Origin of the sequence: Janthinobacterium psychrotolerans (assembly GCF_001677885.1) — a bacterium.
GTDB classification, from domain to species: domain Bacteria; phylum Pseudomonadota; class Gammaproteobacteria; order Burkholderiales; family Burkholderiaceae_D; genus Janthinobacterium; species Janthinobacterium psychrotolerans.
Window position 1 is genome coordinate 19,646 of the sequence record NZ_LOCQ01000061.1, and the last position, 19,960, is coordinate 39,605.

General features: G+C 63.3%; 15 protein-coding genes. 8 read left to right on the forward strand and 7 right to left on the reverse strand.

Going from position 1 to position 19,960, the window contains the following annotated elements; translation table 11 throughout:
- Positions 1 to 112 precede the first annotated feature (112 nt).
- Both ASR47_RS22195 and ASR47_RS22200 read left to right on the forward strand, forming a co-directional pair.
- Positions 113 to 625: a host attachment protein gene (locus ASR47_RS22195; protein ID WP_065309991.1), complete on the forward strand. Its 513-nt coding sequence runs from the start codon at positions 113 to 115 to the stop codon at positions 623 to 625.
- 205 nt (positions 626 to 830) lie between these two features.
- Positions 831 to 2,258 (forward strand): sugar porter family MFS transporter, encoded by a 1,428-nt coding sequence (locus tag ASR47_RS22200; RefSeq protein ID WP_065309992.1) that lies wholly within the window; start codon positions 831 to 833, stop codon positions 2,256 to 2,258.
- Positions 2,259 to 2,274: 16 nt separating this feature from the next.
- Here the strand turns inward: ASR47_RS22200 and ASR47_RS28240 are convergent, their stop codons facing one another.
- Together ASR47_RS28240 and ASR47_RS22210 are read right to left on the reverse strand one after the other, a co-directional pair.
- Positions 2,275 to 3,825 carry a methyl-accepting chemotaxis protein gene (locus ASR47_RS28240; RefSeq protein WP_065309993.1) on the reverse strand — a complete coding sequence of 517 codons (1,551 nt, stop codon included), beginning with the start codon at positions 3,823 to 3,825 and terminating at the stop codon, positions 2,275 to 2,277.
- 52 nt (positions 3,826 to 3,877) lie between these two features.
- Positions 3,878 to 4,714, reverse strand: a complete 837-nt coding sequence (locus tag ASR47_RS22210) for a transporter (protein ID WP_082989106.1) — start codon at positions 4,712 to 4,714, stop codon at positions 3,878 to 3,880.
- Positions 4,715 to 5,132: 418 nt separating this feature from the next.
- On the opposite strand from ASR47_RS22210, the gene ASR47_RS28245 reads away from it, so the two are divergent.
- Entirely contained in the window at positions 5,133 to 6,863 is a 1,731-nt protein-coding gene (locus ASR47_RS28245) for a methyl-accepting chemotaxis protein (RefSeq protein ID WP_065309994.1), read from the forward strand.
- Positions 6,864 to 6,874: 11 nt separating this feature from the next.
- On the opposite strand, the gene ASR47_RS22220 is transcribed toward ASR47_RS28245, so the two are convergent.
- From ASR47_RS22220 to ASR47_RS22235, 4 genes are all read right to left on the reverse strand, one after another.
- Positions 6,875 to 9,709: a M16 family metallopeptidase gene (locus ASR47_RS22220; protein WP_065309995.1), complete on the reverse strand. Its 2,835-nt coding sequence runs from the start codon at positions 9,707 to 9,709 to the stop codon at positions 6,875 to 6,877.
- A gap of 1 nt (position 9,710) precedes the next feature.
- The gene (locus ASR47_RS22225) at positions 9,711 to 12,488 is read right to left on the reverse strand and encodes a TonB-dependent receptor (protein ID WP_065309996.1); all 2,778 of its coding nucleotides are present in this window, start codon (positions 12,486 to 12,488) and stop codon (positions 9,711 to 9,713) included.
- A 151-nt stretch (positions 12,489 to 12,639) separates the two neighbouring features.
- Entirely contained in the window at positions 12,640 to 13,611 is a 972-nt protein-coding gene (locus ASR47_RS22230; RefSeq protein WP_082989109.1) for a FecR domain-containing protein, read from the reverse strand.
- Entirely contained in the window at positions 13,593 to 14,081 is a 489-nt protein-coding gene (locus ASR47_RS22235) for a sigma-70 family RNA polymerase sigma factor (RefSeq protein ID WP_065309998.1), read from the reverse strand. The genes ASR47_RS22230 and ASR47_RS22235 overlap by 19 nt, the downstream gene beginning before the upstream one ends.
- A gap of 175 nt (positions 14,082 to 14,256) precedes the next feature.
- Here ASR47_RS22235 and trhP point away from each other — a divergent pair, with 175 nt between their 5' ends.
- Positions 14,257 to 15,612 carry a prephenate-dependent tRNA uridine(34) hydroxylase TrhP gene (gene trhP, locus ASR47_RS22240; protein ID WP_065309999.1) on the forward strand — a complete coding sequence of 452 codons (1,356 nt, stop codon included), beginning with the start codon at positions 14,257 to 14,259 and terminating at the stop codon, positions 15,610 to 15,612.
- A gap of 9 nt (positions 15,613 to 15,621) precedes the next feature.
- Here trhP and ASR47_RS22245 read toward each other — a convergent pair whose 3' ends face one another.
- Positions 15,622 to 16,035 carry a hypothetical protein gene (locus tag ASR47_RS22245; RefSeq protein ID WP_150127936.1) on the reverse strand — a complete coding sequence of 138 codons (414 nt, stop codon included), beginning with the start codon at positions 16,033 to 16,035 and terminating at the stop codon, positions 15,622 to 15,624.
- A 238-nt stretch (positions 16,036 to 16,273) separates the two neighbouring features.
- On the opposite strand from ASR47_RS22245, the gene ASR47_RS22250 reads away from it, so the two are divergent.
- From ASR47_RS22250 to gdhA, 4 genes are all read left to right on the forward strand, one after another.
- Positions 16,274 to 17,521, forward strand: coding sequence for a DUF819 family protein (locus tag ASR47_RS22250; protein WP_065310001.1), 1,248 nt, complete (start codon positions 16,274 to 16,276; stop codon positions 17,519 to 17,521).
- 157 nt (positions 17,522 to 17,678) lie between these two features.
- Positions 17,679 to 18,047, forward strand: a complete 369-nt coding sequence (locus ASR47_RS22255) for a hypothetical protein (RefSeq protein WP_065310002.1) — start codon at positions 17,679 to 17,681, stop codon at positions 18,045 to 18,047.
- Positions 18,041 to 18,427, forward strand: coding sequence for a hypothetical protein (locus ASR47_RS22260; RefSeq protein WP_065310003.1), 387 nt, complete (start codon positions 18,041 to 18,043; stop codon positions 18,425 to 18,427). Before ASR47_RS22255 ends, ASR47_RS22260 begins: the two co-directional genes overlap by 7 nt.
- A 140-nt stretch (positions 18,428 to 18,567) precedes the next feature.
- Positions 18,568 to 19,911 (forward strand): NADP-specific glutamate dehydrogenase, encoded by a 1,344-nt coding sequence (gene gdhA / locus ASR47_RS22265; protein WP_065310004.1) that lies wholly within the window; start codon positions 18,568 to 18,570, stop codon positions 19,909 to 19,911.
- The last annotated feature ends 49 nt before the right edge of the window (positions 19,912 to 19,960 follow it).

Consider the following 19,960-nt stretch of genomic DNA (forward strand, 5'->3'; position numbering starts at 1 on the left):
TCAAATATTGCCCGGTGCGCGGCCACCACGCCGGTGCGCCAGGCGTCGTCTATCGTGACTATACTGGTCTTCCGGATATCACCGTTCCGATTGATTTTTGAGAGGAGGGCATATGGAAACCACCTGGATCATCGCCGCCAATGCAGGCCGGGCACGATTTTTTTCCGAAACCAGTCCGGCAAAGCCTTTGGCCGAGCTTGAAGACATGGTCAATGCCGCCGCGCGCTTGCGCATGGCTGAAACAGAAAGAGAGACCGACAGGACAGGCAACACCGCTGCCGGAAAAAGCAGCCACAACATCGGTGGAACCGAGGGCGTGGGCCTGGCGCACAATGCAAATGTGGGTGCGCCGAACAAGACTTACCAGCCGGCGCACACACCTGAAGAGCTGGAGGCGGAACAGTTCGCCAGCGATATTTCAGCCTATCTGCTCAAGGCGCACCAGGAAGGCTGCTTCCAGCACCTGGTCATCTCCGCCACGCCACAGTTCCTGGGCCTGCTGCGTGCGGCGCTCGATAGCCACTTGCAGCCGCTGATCAAGCTCGAGGTCAACAAGGACTACACACAGTGCAATGGCCAGCAGTTGCGCGAGCAGTTGCAAGCACATCAATCCCGGCAAGCATAGCCCCTGCCCCCTGCCCCCTGCCATGCCGCACGCTTGCCGGTATCGGCAGCGTGCGCATGGCACCGTCCTGCGTTTATGTCCGGTAACTAACAGTCACCCCAAGCGATTTCATTTATTCTGCTCAACATTAATGCTGAGCAATTGTCAACGCCACCTTTCTGGTCACGCGGGCTACAGCCACATCACTCCAGAAGGATATTCATTCATGCTTTCCACTGCACAACCGGCCGCTGCGGCGATGCCGCCCGACACCAAGGAAAGCCGCTTCGTGTTCAAGGTCGCCATCGCCGCCACCATGGGCGCGCTGGCGTTCGGCTACGACACCGGCGTCATCTCGGGCGCCCTGCCCTTCATGAGCACGCCACTTGCCCAAGGCGGGCTGGGCCTCACTCCCGTCACGGAAGGCGTCGTTACCTCGGCGCTGGTATTTGGCGCAGCGATCGGCTCGCTGATGGCCGGCACCTTATCGGACAGGTACGGCCGGCGCACCACGCTGATGGGCCTGGCGCTGGTGTTCCTGATCGGCGTGCTCGGCACCACCCTCGCGCCGTCGGTGGCGATCATGGTCGTCATGCGCTTCGTGCTGGGCATTGCCGTCGGCGGCGCCTCGTCCACGGTGCCGGTCTTTATCGCCGAGATGGCGGGACCGAGCCGGCGCGCCAGGCTGGTCAGCCAGAACGAGCTGATGATCGTCGGCGGCCAGTTGATCGCGTATATCCTCAACGCTGCGCTGGCGCATTTTTCCGGTTCGCCGCATGTGTGGCGCTATATGCTGGCGATCGCTGCCGTGCCGGCCATCCTGCTGGGACTGGGCATGCTGTTCGTGCCTGCCTCGCCACGCTGGCTGGCCAGCAAGAACCGCATGAAAGAAGCGCGCGCCGTGCTGGAACAGATCCGTGCTAGCGACAAGCAGATCGAACTGGAACTGGCCGAGATGGTCAAGCTCAACAAGATCGAGCATGAACAGACGGGCTGGACGGCCGTGCTCGGCACGCCCTGGATACGCAAACTGCTGTGGATCGGCATCGGCCTCGGTTTCGTCGCGCAATTTACGGGCGTCAACGCCTTCATGTATTTCACGCCCATCATCCTGAAGTCGACGGGTCTTGGCACCAATGCGGCCCTGACCGCCACCATCGGCAATGGCGTGGTGGCGCTGATCGCCACCTTTATCGGTATCTGGCTGATCGGCAAGCATGGACGCCGGCCGATGATGATCACCGGTCTCGGTTTCGTGATCGCCACCCAGGCCGCGCTGGGCGCCGTGCTGCTGTTCATGCCAGAGGGAATCATGAAAAGTTACGCCGCGCTGTTCTGCATCCTGTGCTTTTTGCTGTTCATGCAGATGCTGATTTCGCCCGTGTACTGGTTGCTGATGTCGGAACTGTTCCCGATGCACTTGCGCGGCGTGCTGACCGGCACCGCCGTGGCCTGCCAGTGGGTGTTCAATGGCCTGGTGGCGCTGCTGTTCCCGGTCGCCATGGCGCAGTTCGGCAGTGCCACCTTCTTTGTGTTCGCCGGCATCAATGTGGTGTCGCTGATCTTTGTCGCCACCTGCCTGCCCGAAACCAAGGGCAAGTCGCTGGAGGCGCTGGAAAAATTCCTGGCAACGGAACTGGGCAAACCTGCCTGACCGAAGTCGGCGCAAGTCACCCCTGGCGCTCGAAGCGAAACACGCTGACCACCTGCAGCAATTGCGCCGACTGCTCCTGCAGTGAAGCGGCCACAGCGGCGGCCTGCTCGACCAGCGCGGCGTTCTGCTGCGTCACGCCGTCCATGGCGCCGATGGCCTGGTTGATCTGTTCGATGCCCGATTCCTGCTCCAGGCCGGCGGTGGCGATATTGCCCATCATGCTGCTGACCTGTTGCACGCTGCTGACCACCTCGTCCATCGTGCTGCCGGCCTGGGCAACCAGGCGGCTGCCCGCGCCGACCCGTTCGACCGAGGCGTCGATCAATGTCTTGATTTCCCTGGCGGCGGCGGCCGAGCGCTGCGCCAGGCCACGCACTTCCGACGCAACCACCGCAAAGCCGCGCCCCTGGTCACCTGCCCGCGCCGCTTCGACGGCGGCGTTCAGCGCCAGGATATTGGTCTGGAAGGCGATGCCGTCGATCACGCCGATAATCTCGACGATCTTCGACGACGAGGCATTGATCTCGGCCATGGTATCGACCACTTGCGCCACCACCTGGCCGCCGCGCACCGCCACCTGCGCGGCCGCCTGCACCAGCTCGTTGGCCTGGCGCGCGCTGTCGCCATTGTTCTTGACGGTGGAGGTCAGCTGTTCCATCGAGGCGGCGGTTTCCTCGAGCGAGCTGGCCTGCTGCTCGGTACGCGCCGACAGGTTCAGGTTGCCGTTGGCGATCTCGGCCGAACCGGTGGCGATGGTGTCGGTGCCGCTGCGTACCTCGGCAACGATCTTGCGCAGGCTGTCCTGCATGTCCTGCAGCGCCAGCCTCAGGCGGCCGATTTCGGTCTCGTCGCCCGCCTGCTGCGCCAGGCGGGTGCCCAGGTCGCCGTCGGCGATGCGGGCCGCAAAGACGATGGCCTGGTCCAGCGGCTGCGTGATCGAACGAGAAATCACATGACCGATGGCCAGCGCCAGCACGCCGGACAGCAAGGCCGCGAGCAGCATGTTGCGGCTCGACGCCATGGCGGCGGCGTCGCCCTCCTCTTGTGCGGCGGCGGAATCTTTTTCGATCAATTCGCTCAGCTCGGCCATGCTTTTTTCCAGCGTGCGAAAAGCGGTCGTGAAGGCGCCGAAGCGGCCCTGCGCCGCGGCGGCGTCGGCCAGTGCCGCAGGCACGATGCTGGCGCACGCATCAAGATAGGCAACGATATCGGGCCGCACCTGGGCGATGGCCTTGAGGATGGCGGGATCGGTGGTGCCGCTTTCCAGCGCCTTGATACGGCTGCGCAGCAACTCCATATGCTCCTGGGTATCCTGCGTGACTTGCTGCATCTCCTTGGGATCCTGGCGTGCGCTGGCCAGGAATGCGGCCAACACGTCGGCGCGCAAGGCGTCATGGGCCTGGTCCGCCTGCAACTGGTTCTTGATCGTCGCGCCGTTGGACTGGATCGCGTCCATCGAACCGTTCAGTGTTTGCACCGCAACATAGCCGATCACGCCCACCAAGGCCACAAAGACCAGATTCGCCAGGTTGGAGAGCAGGAGTTTTTTCTTGATGGATAAATTCATGGGGCGCTCGCAGGTGGGATCAGTGGCAAGGAACAGGAAATGCGCCAGCAGGCTACAGCTTGAGCGACAGGCCGATGGTCCAGCTCCAGTCCGCCGTATTGCGGTTCAGGCCGCGCGCAATGGCGGTATCCAGCTGGCAATGCCTGGTCAGCAGATAGGCGGCACCCACGTCGAGGGTGACCAGGCTGCCACCGTTCCTGGCACGCGCGATCTGCGGCGCGGCCACTTCGACAAAGCTGCGCCAGCGCTCGTTCCACTCCTTGCCCACCACCACGCCGAGGATGCCAGCCGTGTAGCGGCGGCCGGCGTCGTTCTTGTCTAGCAGCACGCCGGGCATGATGCCCAGCGACATGTCGTGCGGCAGTTCCCACTCGGCCACCGCGCGCAGCGAGGGACGCGCGCCCTTGCCGCGGAAGCGGGCGGAACCAGAATCGAGGTCGACGTGGGCCAGCACGGCCAGCGACGGCGTCAGGCCCGCTTCGTCGAGGGCATGCCATTTGACGCCCAGCGACAGGTCGCCATAGCCGCGCTCGGTCACGCGCGTACCGGCGACCAGGTCGTCAGTCCTTGCGACCAGCCGGCCATCGGTCTCGGCGCGCAATTCCAGATTGTCCGACACGCCATAGCGCAGCAAGGTGGGCGTGCTGAACGTGCGTTCCTTGAAACCATCTACCTTGTTGCGTTCCAGCGCCACGCTCGTTTCGATCTGAAATCGGTACTTGCCCACCACGTCACTTGATTCGACGAAATCGGGCCGGTCGGTGGCAATCTTGTCGCTGTCGCCGCTGTCGCCGCTGTCGCTGCTGTCGTCCCCGGCCGCCAGTACAGTGGCGCCATACAGGCAGGCACCGAGAAAAAAAACTGCGCGCGCTGGTGTGCTCAGGTTCATGGTTGTCTCCGTCATCATCACGGCCTTGCAGTAGCAACGGCTGTCGCTAGTTGCCAAGACGAATTAATTTTGATGCATATCTGACAGCTACACCAGATTATTCTGACCATTTCTGGCGAAATGGAGGCAGGTGCCGGCTTTGTGTCGTTTATTGCGCAAGCCGATATAAGCCACAGAGGACAAGACCGTTTCAATTCAGCACGAAATGCAGATAGCGCTTGATTGCCGAATAGAAACTACGTAAGCTCCATGCACATGATGTTTTGATTACTGAACATCTGTCCTGGCCTCAACCCTGCCGCCTTACCCATTCCGTCCGATCAGAAGTTGTACATACGCCGCCACTTGCTGCGGCCTACCCCTGTCTGTCTTGAAAATTTAGCCTGAACATTTTTTATCAATGTTCTGTGGAGAATGTATGTCGATTTTAAAAAATACCAGGGTCAGCACCCGTTTGGCACTGGGCTTTGGCGCCGTTATCGTGCTGGGCTTTGTCATTGCCGTGATCGCCATGATCAGGCTGCATGCGCTGAGCACGACCGTGGATGAAATGGCCAATAACCGCATGGTCAAGGTCGCGCAATTTACGGAGATTAAGGACAATCTCAATGAAATCGCCAGGCGCGTGCGCAACGCCGTCATCACCGATGACGCTGCCTTTCGCGCGGAAGAAAAATCGAGGATCACGGCCTTGCGTGCGGCCAACGCTGCCTTGATCGCCAAGCTGCAACAAAGCCTGCAGAGCCCTGCGTCGATCGAACTGCTGAAGACGCTCAACGATAACCGGCCGATGTATAACCGGGCCATCGACCATGTCGTGCAACTGGCGGCCGATGGCCAGAAAGACGCGGCCATGAAGTCGCTGCTGGGCGAGGTGCGTGCCTCGCAAACCGTGGTCTTCAAGGCGGTGGACGATTCGCGCACATTCCAGAAAAATATCGCCGAAAAACTGGCGCTCGACGCACAGTCCCTGGCCAATACCTCCAGTACCCTGATGCTGGTGCTGGGCGCGGCCATGATATTGATCGGCGGCGTTGTCGGCTGGCTGATCGTGCGCGACCTGGGCCAAGCCCTGGGAGCCGAACCGGCGCAGTTGTCCGAGATGGCGGCCAGAGTGGCGGCAGGCGACCTGAGCGTGCCGCTGGCGGTGCGCAACGGCGACCAGCGCAGCGTGATGGCGGCCATGGCACGCATGCAGGTGTCGCTGACCGAGGTCGTGGCCACCGTGCGCGAAGGCTCGGAAGAAGTGGCGACGGCCAGCGCGGAGATTTCACAGGGGAACAATGACCTGAGCCAGCGCACCGAGCACCAGGCCAGCGCGCTCGAGGAAACCGCCGCTTCGATGGAGGAACTCAGTTCCACGGTAAAACAGAATGCCGACAATACCCGCCAGGCCAATCTGCTGGCCCAGAGCGCCTCCAGCGTGGCCGGCAAAGGCGGCGAGATGGTCTCGAAAGTGGTCGATACCATGAAAGGCATCAATGCGTCGTCGAGGAAGATCGCCGACATCATCAGCGTGATCGACGGCATCGCCTTCCAGACCAATATCCTGGCGCTCAATGCGGCCGTGGAAGCGGCGCGGGCGGGCGAACAGGGCCGTGGCTTTGCGGTGGTGGCCACCGAAGTGCGCAGCCTGGCCGGCCGTTCCGCCGAAGCGGCCAAGGAAATCAAGTCGCTGATCTTTTCCAGCGTGGAGCGGGTCGAGGAAGGCACGCTGCTGGTCGACCAGGCCGGCAGCACCATGAGCGAGGTACTGGAGGCGATCCGCAGGGTCACCGACATCATGGAGGAAATCAATGCCGCCAGCGGCGAGCAAAGCCAGGGGATTTCTCAGATCGGCGAGGCGGTGCAGCAAATGGACCAGGTGACGCAGGAAAACGCCGCCCTGGTCGAGCAGATGGCTGCCGCCGGCATCGGCCTGAAGAACCGCGCCGGGCAATTGCTGCAGACCGTCGCCGTCTTCCAGTTGTCCGCCGAACGTGCGCCGGCCAGGCCAGCGGCCACGGCCATCACGCCTCAGCGCGCCGCGCCCAGGCCCAAGCTGGCTGCGCCAGCCGCCAGGCCGCGCGCCCAGGCGCCCGCTGCGGCAAAGGCCAGCAAGCCCGCACGGCAAGCCGCCCCCGCCGAGTCGGACTGGGAAGAGTTCTGATCAGTGCCTGGTCACGGCAGCGCTGCCGCAGCGTTGCTTGCCGCACGCTTCGGCAGCACCTTCACCACCGCCATGTCCTGCGCCAGCCTGAACTCCTGCGCAAACGCGCGCATGGTCTCCAGCGTCAAGACGCCAGCGAGCTGCTTGCTGTCTTCCAGGTAGCGTGCGTCGCCGTATTGCGTGTAGCTCAGCTGCAAGCGGTTGAACTGGGTGGTGCTGTCCGTCACCCGTTTCGATTCGTCGCTGCGCATTTTGGCGATCTCTTCCTTCAGCATGGCGGTATCGAGCTGCTGCGGCAGGCGCTCCAGCACGCGCCTGGCCGAGGCCCATAAAGCGTCGAGGCGTTCCGGCGCGGCCGTAAACGACAGTTCGCTGTTGGCGCGGCCTTGCGGGTCCAGGCTCAGCTTGTAGTTGAGGCGGTAGATGCCGGCTTCTTTTTCGCGCAGCTCCTGGCGCAGATTGCGGTAGACAATGCGCGACAGGATCGCCGTGCGCATGGCGCGTTCCGGCGACCATGGCATCGCCTGGCTGCCTTCGGCGCGCACGCTGCCTTGCGGCTCGAGGCTGATGGCCAGGCGGCTTTCGCGATAACCGGGGCGCTGCACCAGCGCCGCTGGCGCCTGCGCGGCGCCCTGGCGCGCAATGCCGGCCAGGTAGCGCTCGGCCAGGTCCCGTACCTGGGCCGCGTCAAACGGGCCGCTGACAAAATACGTCACCGGCTGGCGGCGCAGCTGCAGCCATTGTCCGCGCACCGTCTGCAAGCCCTGTTCCGTCATCAATTGTTTCAGGGCGCCAGGATCGGGATAGCCGTCCAGCGGCAGCTCGCCATAGCGCAGCACACTCATTTCGCGGCCGGCGCGCTCGCCGGCGCTGTCCGGACGGCGCGCCGCCTGGCGCGCCAGCTGCTGGCCGACACCGGTGAGCGCTTCCAGACCGATCTCGCTTTCCAGCTGACCCGCCGCATACAGGCGCAGCAGGTCTTCCAGCTGCGCGGGGGCTACCTGGGCGGTGTAGCTGAGCTGGGTCGCGCTTTGCTGCTGCGACAGTTTTACCTTGTGCTGCGCCGCCCAGCGCGCCAGTTCGCCCGGCGTCTGGCCGCTCACATCGGCGTCGCGGCCCAGCTGGGCCGCCAGCTGCCATTGCCACGCCGGCGCACCGGCAAAGCGGTAGCCGGCCTGCGAGTGGGCGGCAAAGCGCACCAGCTGATCTTTCTGATCCTGCGGCGTTGCTTGCCACACCAGCACATCGCCGTTATCCAGGGTCCAGCGCTGCACGCCGCTGCCCAGTTCATCCTGGCGCACGATCTGGCCACTGGACGACAGCTGCGGCATGCTGGCGGCGGTGGCCACCGGCGCCGGCTTCAGCAGGGGCGGCAACGGTGCCGAGGCAATTTTTTGCTGCGCCGCCAGCACCTCCGCTTGCGATGGCAAGGTCAATGGACTCAGGCCCGGCGCCAGCATGAACAGCGCGCGGTCCGGCGCGTCGATCCACTGCAGCGCGCGCGCATTGATGTCGGCGGGGCGCAAGCCATCGAGGATGCGGCCGATCTGCGCCTGTTTTTGCAGCGGGTCCTGCAGCGCCCGCTCGGCCTGCACCGCTTCGACAAGCACTTGCAGCCAGCCGTTGAAGTCGCGCGCCCCCTGTTGCGCCGGCCCCTTGCCGTTCAGGCGGCGCACATCGGCCATTTCGCGTTCGATATCGGCAGTGTTCAGCCCATGGCGTCGCAGGCGCTCCTGCACCAGCAAAATCTGCTCCATGCCGGCCCGGTGCGCGTCGACCGCCACGCTGGCGGCAAAGCCCAGCGACGAAGTCGATTCGCCGAGCTCACCCTTGCTGACGGTCAATGAGGTGACGCCAGCGGGCAGGCTGTCGGCCGATTCGCGCACCAGGGAGCGCAGGCTGCGCTCGGCGATGCGGTCGATAATGCGCTCGCGCAGGCCGGCCTCATCCTGGCGTTTGTCGACCGTGAAACGGGTGATCCAGCCTACCTGGCTGGTGCCGCTTTCCGCGTCCTGCAATCGTGTGATGCGCAGCTGCTCGCGCAGCACGGGATCGGGCGAATTGCGTTGCGGCAAAGCGGCCGGCACCAGGGCGCCGAAGTGGCGCTCGATCACGGGGGTGAGCGCGGCGGCGTCGACCTTGCCGACGATAATCAGGGCCATGTTGCCAGGGCGATACCAGTCGCGGTAGAACTGGCGCAAATTGTCCGCCGGCTGCTGGCGGATGCTTGTCTGCGTGCCGATGGTCGGGCGCTGCGGATACAAAGAGCCTTCGCGCAGCATGGCGCGGCGCTGGCGGTCCATGCGTTCGCGCACGCCGAGCTTGGTGCGCCATTCTTCGAGGATGATCTGGCGCTCGCGTTCGAGACCATCGGCCGGTATCAGCGCGCCGCCGGCAATCTCGCCCAGCACGCCCAGGCCCGCGGCGACACGGCCAGGTGGCGCCGTCAGGTAATACAAGGTGCGCTCGAAATTGGTTTGCGCGTTGTAGTGCGAACCGATGCGCCAGCCCAGGCTTTCCATATGGGTCTTCAGGCCCTCGGGATGGCCCCTGGTGGCTTGAAACACCATGTGCTCGACCATGTGCGCCACGCCGGACTGGTCATCCTTTTCATCGAGCGAGCCGACCCGCACCAGCAGCTGCAGCGCCACCGGCTGCGATACCGGCTTGCCGGCATCGGCGGCGCTGTCAACGATGTAATACGTGAAGCCATTGGCCAGCTGGCCGCGCCGCACCTTGCTGTCCCAGCGGAATGCTTCAGCGGTAGCGGCCATCGCTGGCGCCAGTACCGCAACGCACAGGGTCAAGAGCGCGATGGCCTGCATTTTTTTGGGTGTAGTAAACATCTTAGAAGCCATAGCCGATCTCCAGCGCAAAGGTGCGGCCGCGCTCGTAGGTGGCATAGGTGTCGCTGACGGTCATCTTGTTCTTTTCATTGGTGATGTTTTCGATGGTCAGTTTCACATCGAGGCGCTGGTTGCGGTAGACCCGCGGGTTCCAGTTCAGCACGGTATCGATGGCGCTGGCCTGCGGCAGGCGGGTCTTCTCGTAGTTTTCCAGGGTCGTGCCTTGGTACACAAAATTGCCGTTACGCAAAATCTGCTCGTAGCCCCCGCGCATGCGCAAAATATTGCTGATGCTCAAGCTATGCGCAGGCCAGGTGGTCATGGCGCCGATGCGCAAGGTCCACGGCCGGTTGTAGTTTTGCGCCGGCTGGTCCGAATAGCGTATCACCTTGCCGTCGTAGCGGATCAGGTCGTCACGCAGCATGGCGCTGCTGTAGTTTTCCGCATAGGTCGCATAATTGGATTTGACGTCGCTCTTGTTGAAGGCCACCCACAGGCGGTTGGCCGTGTCGCCGATCTTGAAGGCGCGCGCATTGGACCAGCTGACGGTGATGTCCCTGGTCACGCTGCCGCCGTCATTGCTGAAGATATAGCAGCTGTTGCTGTTGCAATCGGCCTGGCCCGAGCGCAACAGCCGTACCACCTGGTCCTTGCCGTCGCGGTGCGTAAAACGCACGCTCAAGGGGCCGGCCAGCAGGTCCGATTCATACGTGAGGCCGGCGGTCAGTTCGTCGTCATACGGCGACTTCATGTCTTCCAGGCGGTTCAGCGGCTTGCTGGTGGTGGCCGCGCCCCACACCAGGTTGTTGCTGCGCGTTTGCGTGGTCAAGAGGGTGTTGGCTTTTTCCTGCAGCGCATAGGCAAACAGATTGCGGCCGTAGTAGCGGTTGGCGCCGACATCGAGGTACAAAGGATCGTTGACCTGCCAGCCCAGTTTCAGGCGCGGCGCGAAGTTGGTGCCGCCGGCCAGGCTGTCCCTGTCGCCGCGCACGCCGACGCGCAGGGTCAGGTTGCGCCAGGTCGCCTCGTCTTCCGCATACGCGGCCCAGGCGTTGCTCTCGATATCGAACTTGCCTGCGTGATACACCATCAGCCGGCCAAAATACTGGCCCAGGTTCAGGCGCGGCGTCCTGGTGGCCGAACACGCTTGCGTATCGACCGTACCGTTGGGCAAGGTGCAGCGGGAAGCGGTGCCGGTGGTTGGCAGGTTGGCCAGTGTCAGATAGTAGAAATGGTCTTTCAGGCGCTCGTAATTGGCTTCCTGGCGGCGCAGTTCGGCGCCCACCGTGGCCCGGTGGCGGGTCTGGCCCAGGTTAAAGGGTTCGAACGCCGCGCGCAGCTTGTACTGCATGGTCTGGATTTCCTGGTCGATATCGCCGCGCGCGCCTTCGCCACTGGTGGGATTGGTGCCGTTCGCAGGGTCGCCCCAGTTCTTGTCGGTCGACCAGCGCCAGGCGCGGTAATAATCGGCATCGCTGCGGCGCGACTGCTCGTTCTTCGAATACGACAGCTGCTGCGTCACTCTGGCCAGGTCGTAGCGCGACTCCCACTTGCCGCTCAGGTTCAGGCCGCCCGCATCGATGGTGTAATTGCTGTCGCGGTAGTTCTCCATGAAATAGGTATTCGACGATGGCGCATACACCATCGTCACTTCGCCCTTGTGGCGGCTGTCCGCCGGCGAGTAGTCGGCCTTGAGCAGCACGGTATCCTGCTGGCGGGTCTGGGTGACTTCGCGGCTGGCGGTGGTGGTGGCGTTTTCGGTGGTAAAGCGCTTGAGCGGAATTTCGGATTTCCTGCGCACCACATTCATCAGCACGCCCCAGCTGTCGCCGGGCCGCGCCTCGAGCGTGGTTTTATAGGTCCACTTCCTGAAGTGGGGCTGCAAATCGGCATTGCTCGAGCCTTCGAATTCCTCCTGCCGCGCCGGGTCGATGAACAGCTTGCTCCAGCTCGACGAGCTGTAGCCCACCGACACATTGCCGCCGAACTTCTTGCGCGCCGAACAAACGGTGGCGCTGACCACGCCACCCGTAAAACGGCCGTACTCGGCCGACACATTGGAATCCTTGACGTCGACCTCGCACAGGATGCTGCTGTCGATGGCCAGCGCCTGCGCGCCGCCCGGAATCTGGTCGACGCTGGTGGTGGTCACTTTATTGCCAGGATCGAGATCGTTGGCAATCGAAATGCCATCGACCAGGATTTCATTCTGGTAGGCCTTGGCGCCGTGGATGCTGATCTCGGCCGGCGCGATTTCCCCGCCGGTGGCCGAGGCCAGCGACGCTTCGCTGTACTGGATGTTCGGGTTGAGTTTGAGCTGGCTGGTCAGGTCGCCGTTAATGGCCGGCATGTTGCGGAGCATTTCGCGGTCCATGCGCTCGACCGTCGGCAAGGTCGTCGCTTCGACGGTAATGCCCGACAAGGTGTGCGCCGGCCGCTTTTCGGCCGCCGAGCGTTCGTCGCGCGCAGGCGCGGCAACAGGACGGGCGCGCACGATATAGCCGCCCGAGGCGCTCATCACGGCTTCAAATGTCGCATCGGCCAGCAGGGCCTGGAAGCCCGACGGCACATCGTATTTTCCCTGCAATCCGCGCGACTGCACCCCCTGCAGCAGGGCCGCGTCAAACACCAGGATGACGCCGGACTCGGCGGCAAAGCGGTTCAGCACATCGGCCAGCGGCGCCGGCGCCAGCGCATAGGACCTGGCCGGCGCCGCGCGCACGGCGCTGACGGGCGCCGTCTCGGCGGCAAAGCCGGGCAGGATAATGCCGGCACTCAACAAAGCCGCCAGCAAGGGACGTAAAGTGCGTGCAGAAGCAGAAGCGGGGACAGCGCTATCGAAAACAGGGGTCATTTTGTCGTCTACAAATAATGGGCTTGTCTGTAGGCCGAAGCAGCGGCAAAAAAGTACAGCCCCTGGCAAAATTATTTTAACGAGGACGCAGCCGCCAGCCCGACGCGCTGCGTTCGGCGCGCAGGTCCAGCACCTCGGCCAGGGTGGCGAGCGAGCGTTCCGGCGCATCGATCTGATAAGTGCCGGAAACACGGCGGCTGGCCAGGGCCGGCGCCACCTCGACCGCCTGCCCCGAATACAGGGCAAACTGGGCGGCAAATTCCGGCAAGGGCATATCGAGCGCCATCAGCAAGCCGCGGGTCCAGGCATCGTCGGCAACCGTTGCCTGCTGCACGCGGCCGCAGCCGGTGCTGGCAAAGCGCACGCGCTGGCCAGCCCGCACCGTCGCCATGGTGCCGCCTGGCGCCTGCACCTGGGCCGCGTGCTGCTGCACCGTCAGCACGGTATGCGCGGCAAACTGGCTGATCGTCAACCGCGTGCCCAGCGGGCGCACCACGCCATCGCGCGAGACGATGCGCAAGGGGCGTTGCCGCGCGTCGCTGCCGGTGGTCAGCTGCAGCACGCCCTGGGCCAGGTAGATATCGCGGCGCTGTCCATCGTAGGCCAGGCCGACGCGCGTGTTCGAGCCGAGCCAGGCAAGCCCGCCATCGGGCAAGGTCACCAGGCGGCGCTCGCCGCGCGCGCTGGCCAGCCAGCGGATGGGCGCGCGTTCGGGTGCGGCCGGCAGCAAGGCCCAACCCATGCCGGTGGTAAAGGCCACGCCGATGCAGGCCATCAGCTGGCGCCGTGACCTGCGTTCGCGCTTCTGTGCTTCGCGCACAGGCACACGCAACACGTGGGCCGCCTGCAAGGGCGCGCCGGCCAGCAGGCTTTGCAGCCGCTCGACCTTTGCCCACGCCTGCTGGTGCGCAGGCGCCGCGTCATGCCACAGCTGCCAGCGGCGCAGCGCTTCGGCGCCGCCCTCCTCCGCCAGCGACACAAACCATTCGGCCGCCGCTTCCAGGTGCGGGTCTTCGACGTCCGACGGATTTACAGACATTTCAGACATTGCAAGACGGCCTTGCGCATATATTGTTTGACGCTGCTGACAGACACGTCGAGCTCCTGCGCAATAGTCGCATAGTCGAGGCCGTCGATCTGCGCCAGCAGGAAGGCCTGGCGCACTTTCGGCCCCAGCCCGGCCAGCATGCGGTCGATGGTCAGCAAGGTTTCCAGCAGGATGGCGCGTTCCTCGGGCGAAGGCTGCAGCGCTTCCGGCATGTGCGCCAGTTCGGCCAGGTAGGCCTGCTCCAGGTCGCTGCGGCGGAAATGGTCAACCATCAGGCCGCGCGCGATGGTGGCCAGGTAGGATTTCGGTTGCGCGATCTCGGCGGCGCTGGTGCCGGACTGCAAGATGCGTACAAAGGTATCCTGCACGAAATCGGCGGCACGGTGCGAGCAATGCCCGAGCCGCGCCCGCAGCCAGCTGTTCAGCCAGGAGCGGTGCTCACGATACAGACTCTCGACACTGACCTCCACCCGGAACCCCTCACCATTAAATGAGAACCATTATCATTTAAAAGTGGAATTGTCACAAGCATTCCTTTACCATTTGTCACTCCCAGATCACGAAATGCAACAGTAATCTCTTGACCCAAGGCAAGGCATTTGTGCCGCCCCCAGCCTACAATCGCCGGCTTTGCCTATCCTTGCCATGCGCCACGCTCCCGAATTACTCCTGCCTGCCGGCTCGCTGGCCAAGATGCACGCCGCCTTCGACTACGGCGCCGACGCCGTCTACGCGGGGCAGCCGCGCTACAGCCTGCGCGTGCGCAATAACGACTTTTCCACCTTGCAGGCGCTGCAGGAGGGTATCGAAGGCGCGCATGCGCGCGGCAAGCAGTTCTTTGTCGCCAGCAATATCTTCGCCCACAACGCCAAGCTGAAAACGTATCTGCGCGACATGGAACCGGTGATCGCCATGCGGCCCGATGCGCTGATCATGGCCGACCCCGGCCTGATCATGATGGTGCGCGACAAGTGGCCGGACGTGCCGGTGCACCTGTCGGTGCAGGCGAATGCCGTCAACTGGGCCGACGTGAAATTCTGGCACCGCATGGGCCTGACGCGCGTGATTTTGTCGCGCGAGCTGTCGCTCGACGAGATCGAGGAAATCCGCCAGCGCTGTCCGGAGATGGAACTGGAAGTATTCGTCCATGGCGCCCTGTGCATCGCCTATTCTGGCCGTTGCCTGCTGTCGGGCTACTTCAATCACCGCGACCCGAACCAGGGCACTTGCACCAATTCCTGCCGCTGGGACTACAAGGTGAAACACGCCAGCGAAGACGCCAGCGGCGACCTGGGCGCCATGCAGGTGATCCCGCTGCAGTTCGAACAGGCGCTGCAGCAAGCCAATTCCTTTTCCGCCCTGCACCAGCAGCCGCGCCACCCGCTGGCCGACCAGCCCTATCTGATCGAGGAAGCGCAGCGCCCGGGCCAGCTGATGCCGATACTGGAAGACGAACACGGCACCTACATCATGAATTCGAAGGACTTGCGCGCCGTCGAGCACATCGAGCGGCTGGTGAAAATCGGCGTGCACTCGCTGAAGGTGGAAGGCCGCACCAAGTCGCTGTACTATGCGGCGCGCACGGCGCAGGTATATCGCCAGGCGATCGACGACGCGGTGGCGGGACGCCCGTTCGATATTTCCCTGCTGGGACAACTGCAAGGCCTGGCCAACCGCGGCTATACCGACGGTTTCTACCAGCGCCACCACACGCAAACCCACCAGAACTACATGCGCGGCGCCTCTGAAGCGGACCGCAGCCAGTATGTGGGCGACGTGCTGAGCGTGGAAAACGGCTGGGCCAGGGTCGACGTGAAAAACCGTTTTGCCGTCGGCGACCGCATCGAAGTGATGCACCCGACCGGCAACCGCGATATCGCCATCACCCGCATGCTCAACGAGGCCGGCGAGGAAATCCAGGTTGCGCCGGGCAGCGGGCATTTCGTGCGCATCGAACTCGACGGATCACTGGACCTGGCCTTGCTGGCGCGGTATCTGTAGGGAAAAGGTTCAGCCGGCACGGCCGGCGAAATTCACCCGCACGCGTGAGTCTCTGCCGTACATGCCGCTGTACAGTACCTGCATCGCGTCGCGCCACAGCCGCAGCACCTCTTCTTCCTTGTGCCACAGCGGCGCGGGGATGCCCAGGTTCAGGTCAAAGATGGTGAGGTAACCGTCCTCGTCCTTGGCAACCTTGTCATGCCCGCAAGCTGCATAAACGTGGCCGTCCCAGCTCAGATTGTAGTAGCTGGGCGGTTCGTCCCGCTCGGGCGCCAGACTCCCCTTGCCGCCCAGGCAAGCCAGCACCGCGCCCTTGTCATCATCGACGGCAAAGCACTGGCTGAAAGACAAGACATAGCCGACTGTGCGGGGAAACAGCTTTCTTGCTTCCTCTCTGGACAACTCTACATAGCGAAATGCCACGGCGCCTCCTGCAAATATACGGGACAACGAGCTTATCATTTGCATGCAACAGGCAGCGCCAGCATGCCTGCCGGGTGCGCAAAGCCGTGCGCATGTGTTTGATTTTACAAGTAAACATTCGGTGATGGCGGCCAAATAATTTGTTTGGCCACCAACATTGCTATACGATACGACCACGCCACGCCCGGGGCCGCTATCCGCATCCCGGCCGCCCCTGACACGTCCACCGGAATCGCCGATGCCACCTGCCACACCCGCCCTGATCACCAATGACGCCGTTGTCCTCGGCCTGCTCGCCATGACGCTGGGAGCCGTTTTCTGGTCCGCCTCGCGCACCTCCGGTTTCTGGAAAAAATTCTATACCTATATTCCGTCGCTGCTGATGTGCTACCTGATCCCTGCGCTGCTCAACACCTTCGGCATTATCGACGGCAACGCCTCGGTCTTGTACGCGGTGGCGCGCGACTACCTGCTGCCCAGCGCGCTGGTACTGCTATGCGTGGCCATCGATTTCGGCGGCATCATCCGCCTGGGTCCCAAGGCCATCATCATGTTCCTGACCGGCACGCTCGGCGTGATGCTGGGCGCCCTGGTGTCGTTCGAAGCCATGCGTTTGATCCATCCGGAAACGGTGGCCGGTGACACCTGGCGCGGCATGACCACCGTGGCAGGCTCGTGGATAGGCGGCGGCGCCAACCAGGCGGCGATGAAGGAGGTATTTGAAGTCGACGCCACCCTGTTCGGCCAGTTCGTCGCCGTCGACGTGCTGGTGGCCAATGTCTGGACCGCCGTGCTGCTGTTCCTGGCCGGGCGCGCCGGCGCCTTCGACCGCTGGACCGGCGCCGACCTGTCCGCCATCAACGCGCTCAAGGACAGCATCGAAAGCTACCGTGCCCAGCATGCGCGCATCGCCACCCTGACCGACGTGATGATCATCCTCGGCGTGGGCTTGGGCGTGACGGGCCTGTCGCACTTCCTGGCCGGCCCCACCATCGCCTGGATCAACACCTTGCCGGCCGAATGGCGCTTGCAGGATTACAGCCTGACCTCGAATTTCTTCTGGATCGTGGTGTTCGCCACCACCTTCGGCCTGCTGCTGAGCTTTACAAAAGCGCGCAGCCTGGAAGGCGCCGGTGCCTCGACCATCGGCTCGGCCATGTTGTACGTGCTGGTGGCCACCATCGGCATGCACATGGACTTGAAAGCCCTGTTCGACAAACCGTTCTTGTTCCTGCTGGGCCTGATCTGGATCGCCGTCCACGGTGGCCTGATGCTGCTGGTCGCCAAGCTGATCCGCGCCCCCCTGTTCTTCATGGCGGTCGGCTCGCAAGCCAATATCGGCGGCGCCGCCTCGGCGCCCGTGATCGCCAGCGCCTTCCATCCGGCACTGGCGCCGGTGGGCGTGCTGCTGGCCGTGCTCGGCTACGCGCTGGGCACCTACGGCGCCTATATTACGGGACTGATCCTGCGCGGGATGGCGGGGTAAGAGTTTGCGCCTGGCGCGGTCCGCAGGCAGCCCTCGGGGCTGCCTGTGATCCTGCGCAATGTTTTGACCTTACAAACCAGCAACAATCATCAAACGCGCTGGCCTCTGCGCACACCTGACTTTTTCCCACTTGACAGCGAACAGCAGAGACGGTGACATGAAATCACTCTTCTTCCTGGCTCTCGCCCTTGTTTTCGGCGTCGGCCTGGCGCAATCCGCGCAAAAGTGGCTGTTTTCTTACCAGCCAGTCCAAGGACACTATGTGATCTACGGTGGCGGCTTGGGCGACCCGCTACCGCCCACCAGCAAGGACAAGCGCATCGCCTTCCGGATCGACGGCAAAGCCGCAAAGCAATTGTTCGATGCGATGGGTCCGGACTTGCGCAATACCTGCGGTGTGGAGGGTGAAAACCGTTTGCGCCAGCGCTCGCACGTGAGCTGCTCTTATCACCCAAGCGATGGCCATCATTGCGACTTCGGTTTCGATCTGCTGAGCGGGCACAGCATCGGCGGCTCCCTATGCTGAAACGCGCCAGCCTGCTTTTTGCCGCTGCGCTATGCCTGTTGCTGGCACACCAAGCCCGCGCGGCCTGGGACTATGTCCAAAGGGATTTTTCAGCTTTCTACGCCATCTATGGCGCTTATCTCGATGACGCCGTGCCTCCCGTTGCCGGCGATACCAAGGTCGCCTTTCGTTTGACGGGCACAGCCGCAAAGGACATTTTCAAGGCCATCGGTCCCGATCTGCGCGATGGCTGCCCCGATCCACAAATACGCCTGCGTCACCGCGACATGCTGCTGTGCCGCCATCGCCCCCGGGATGGCTATCGCTGCGAGTTCGGTTTCGATCTGTCGACAGGGCTCAGTATCGGTGGCTCGGCGGGTGGCGCGATGTGCTCCCGGTAGGCCCTTTTACTCTCGTCACGCCGCTTAAAAAACGCCCCAATAAGTAGCAGAATCCACTCAAAACAAAATTTCCGCACCATTTTCGTGCGAAATCTGCGAAGATAGTTGCCCAAATAACCGTTTACCTCCATGGAATTCTGATGAAATACGCATCTGCTCACGAGTATGTCCAGCATGTCGCCGCACGCAATCCAGGTCAACCCGAGTTTCTGCAAGCCGTCACCGAGGTGATGGACAGCTTGTGGCCGTTCCTGGAGCAGCACCCGAAATACGCGGAGCAAGGCTTGCTGGAACGCTTGATCGAGCCGGAGCGCGTGGTGATGTTTCGCGTGTCGTGGGTCGATGACCATGGCCAGGTGCAGGTCAACCGCGGCTACCGCATCCAGCACAGCATGGCCATCGGGCCATACAAGGGCGGCATCCGTTTCCACCCGTCGGTCAATCTGTCGGTGCTGAAATTTCTCGCCTTCGAGCAGACGTTCAAGAATGCGCTGACGACGTTGCCGATGGGCGGCGGCAAGGGCGGTGCCGACTTCGACCCCAAGGGCAAGAGCGCGGGCGAGGTGATGCGCTTCTGCCAGGCTTTTGTCAGCGAACTGTTCCGCCATGTGGGCGCGGACACCGACGTGCCGGCCGGCGATATCGGCGTCGGCGGGCGCGAGATCGGCTATATGGCCGGCATGATGAAAAAGCTCAGCAACCGCGCCGACTGTGTATTCACCGGCAAGGGCGCCAGCTACGGCGGCTCGCTGATGCGTCCGGAAGCGACCGGCTACGGCACCGTCTATTTTGCCCAGGAAATGCTGAAAACCCGCGGCACCTCGTTCGAAGGCAAGCGCGTGAGTGTCTCCGGCTCGGGCAATGTGGCGCAGTATGCGGTGGAAAAAGCGCTGGAGTTGGGCGCCAAGGTGGTGACGGTGTCCGATTCGAGCGGCACCATTATCGATGAAGACGGCTTTAGCATCGAAAAGCTGGCGATCCTGATGGAGATCAAGAACCATCTGTATGGCCGTGTCAGCGACTACGCCGAGCGTACCGGCGTGCGCTTCGAGGCCGGCGTGTCGCCATGGCATGTGCCGGTCGATATCGCCCTGCCCTGCGCCACGCAGAACGAACTGACCCTGGACGACGCGCGCACCCTGATCGCCAACGGCGTGCAGTGCGTGGCCGAAGGCGCCAACATGCCGACCACCATCGAAGCGGCCAAGGCGTTCGAAGAAGCCGGCGTGTTGTATGCGCCGGGCAAGGCCAGCAATGCGGGCGGCGTGGCGACATCCGGTCTGGAAATGAGCCAGAACGCGGCACGTTTGTCGTGGCCGCGCGAAGAAGTCGATGCCCGTTTGCTGCAGATCATGCAGGGCATTCATGCGGCATGCAAGCGCTACGGCACGCGCAGCGACGGCACGGTCAGCTATGTCGATGGCGCCAATATCGCCGGTTTTGTGAAAGTGGCCGATGCGATGCTGGCGCAGGGGGTTATTTAAGCCGTCGCCGAGGTCAACAATGTTGTCGGATTACGCGCTGCGCGCTAAT

Coding starts and splice junctions, on each gene's coding strand:
- ASR47_RS22195 (WP_065309991.1), top strand. CDS start 113: ATGGAAACCACCTGGATCATCGCCGCCAATGCAGGCCGGGCACGATTT.
- ASR47_RS22200 (WP_065309992.1), top strand. CDS start 831: ATGCTTTCCACTGCACAACCGGCCGCTGCGGCGATGCCGCCCGACACC.
- ASR47_RS28240 (WP_065309993.1), bottom strand. CDS start 3,825: ATGAATTTATCCATCAAGAAAAAACTCCTGCTCTCCAACCTGGCGAAT.
- ASR47_RS22210 (WP_082989106.1), bottom strand. CDS start 4,714: ATGAACCTGAGCACACCAGCGCGCGCAGTTTTTTTTCTCGGTGCCTGC.
- ASR47_RS28245 (WP_065309994.1), top strand. CDS start 5,133: ATGTCGATTTTAAAAAATACCAGGGTCAGCACCCGTTTGGCACTGGGC.
- ASR47_RS22220 (WP_065309995.1), bottom strand. CDS start 9,709: ATGTTTACTACACCCAAAAAAATGCAGGCCATCGCGCTCTTGACCCTG.
- ASR47_RS22230 (WP_082989109.1), bottom strand. CDS start 13,611: ATGTCTGAAATGTCTGTAAATCCGTCGGACGTCGAAGACCCGCACCTG.
- trhP (WP_065309999.1), top strand. CDS start 14,257: ATGCGCCACGCTCCCGAATTACTCCTGCCTGCCGGCTCGCTGGCCAAG.
- ASR47_RS22250 (WP_065310001.1), top strand. CDS start 16,274: ATGCCACCTGCCACACCCGCCCTGATCACCAATGACGCCGTTGTCCTC.
- ASR47_RS22255 (WP_065310002.1), top strand. CDS start 17,679: ATGAAATCACTCTTCTTCCTGGCTCTCGCCCTTGTTTTCGGCGTCGGC.
- ASR47_RS22260 (WP_065310003.1), top strand. CDS start 18,041: ATGCTGAAACGCGCCAGCCTGCTTTTTGCCGCTGCGCTATGCCTGTTG.
- gdhA (WP_065310004.1), top strand. CDS start 18,568: ATGAAATACGCATCTGCTCACGAGTATGTCCAGCATGTCGCCGCACGC.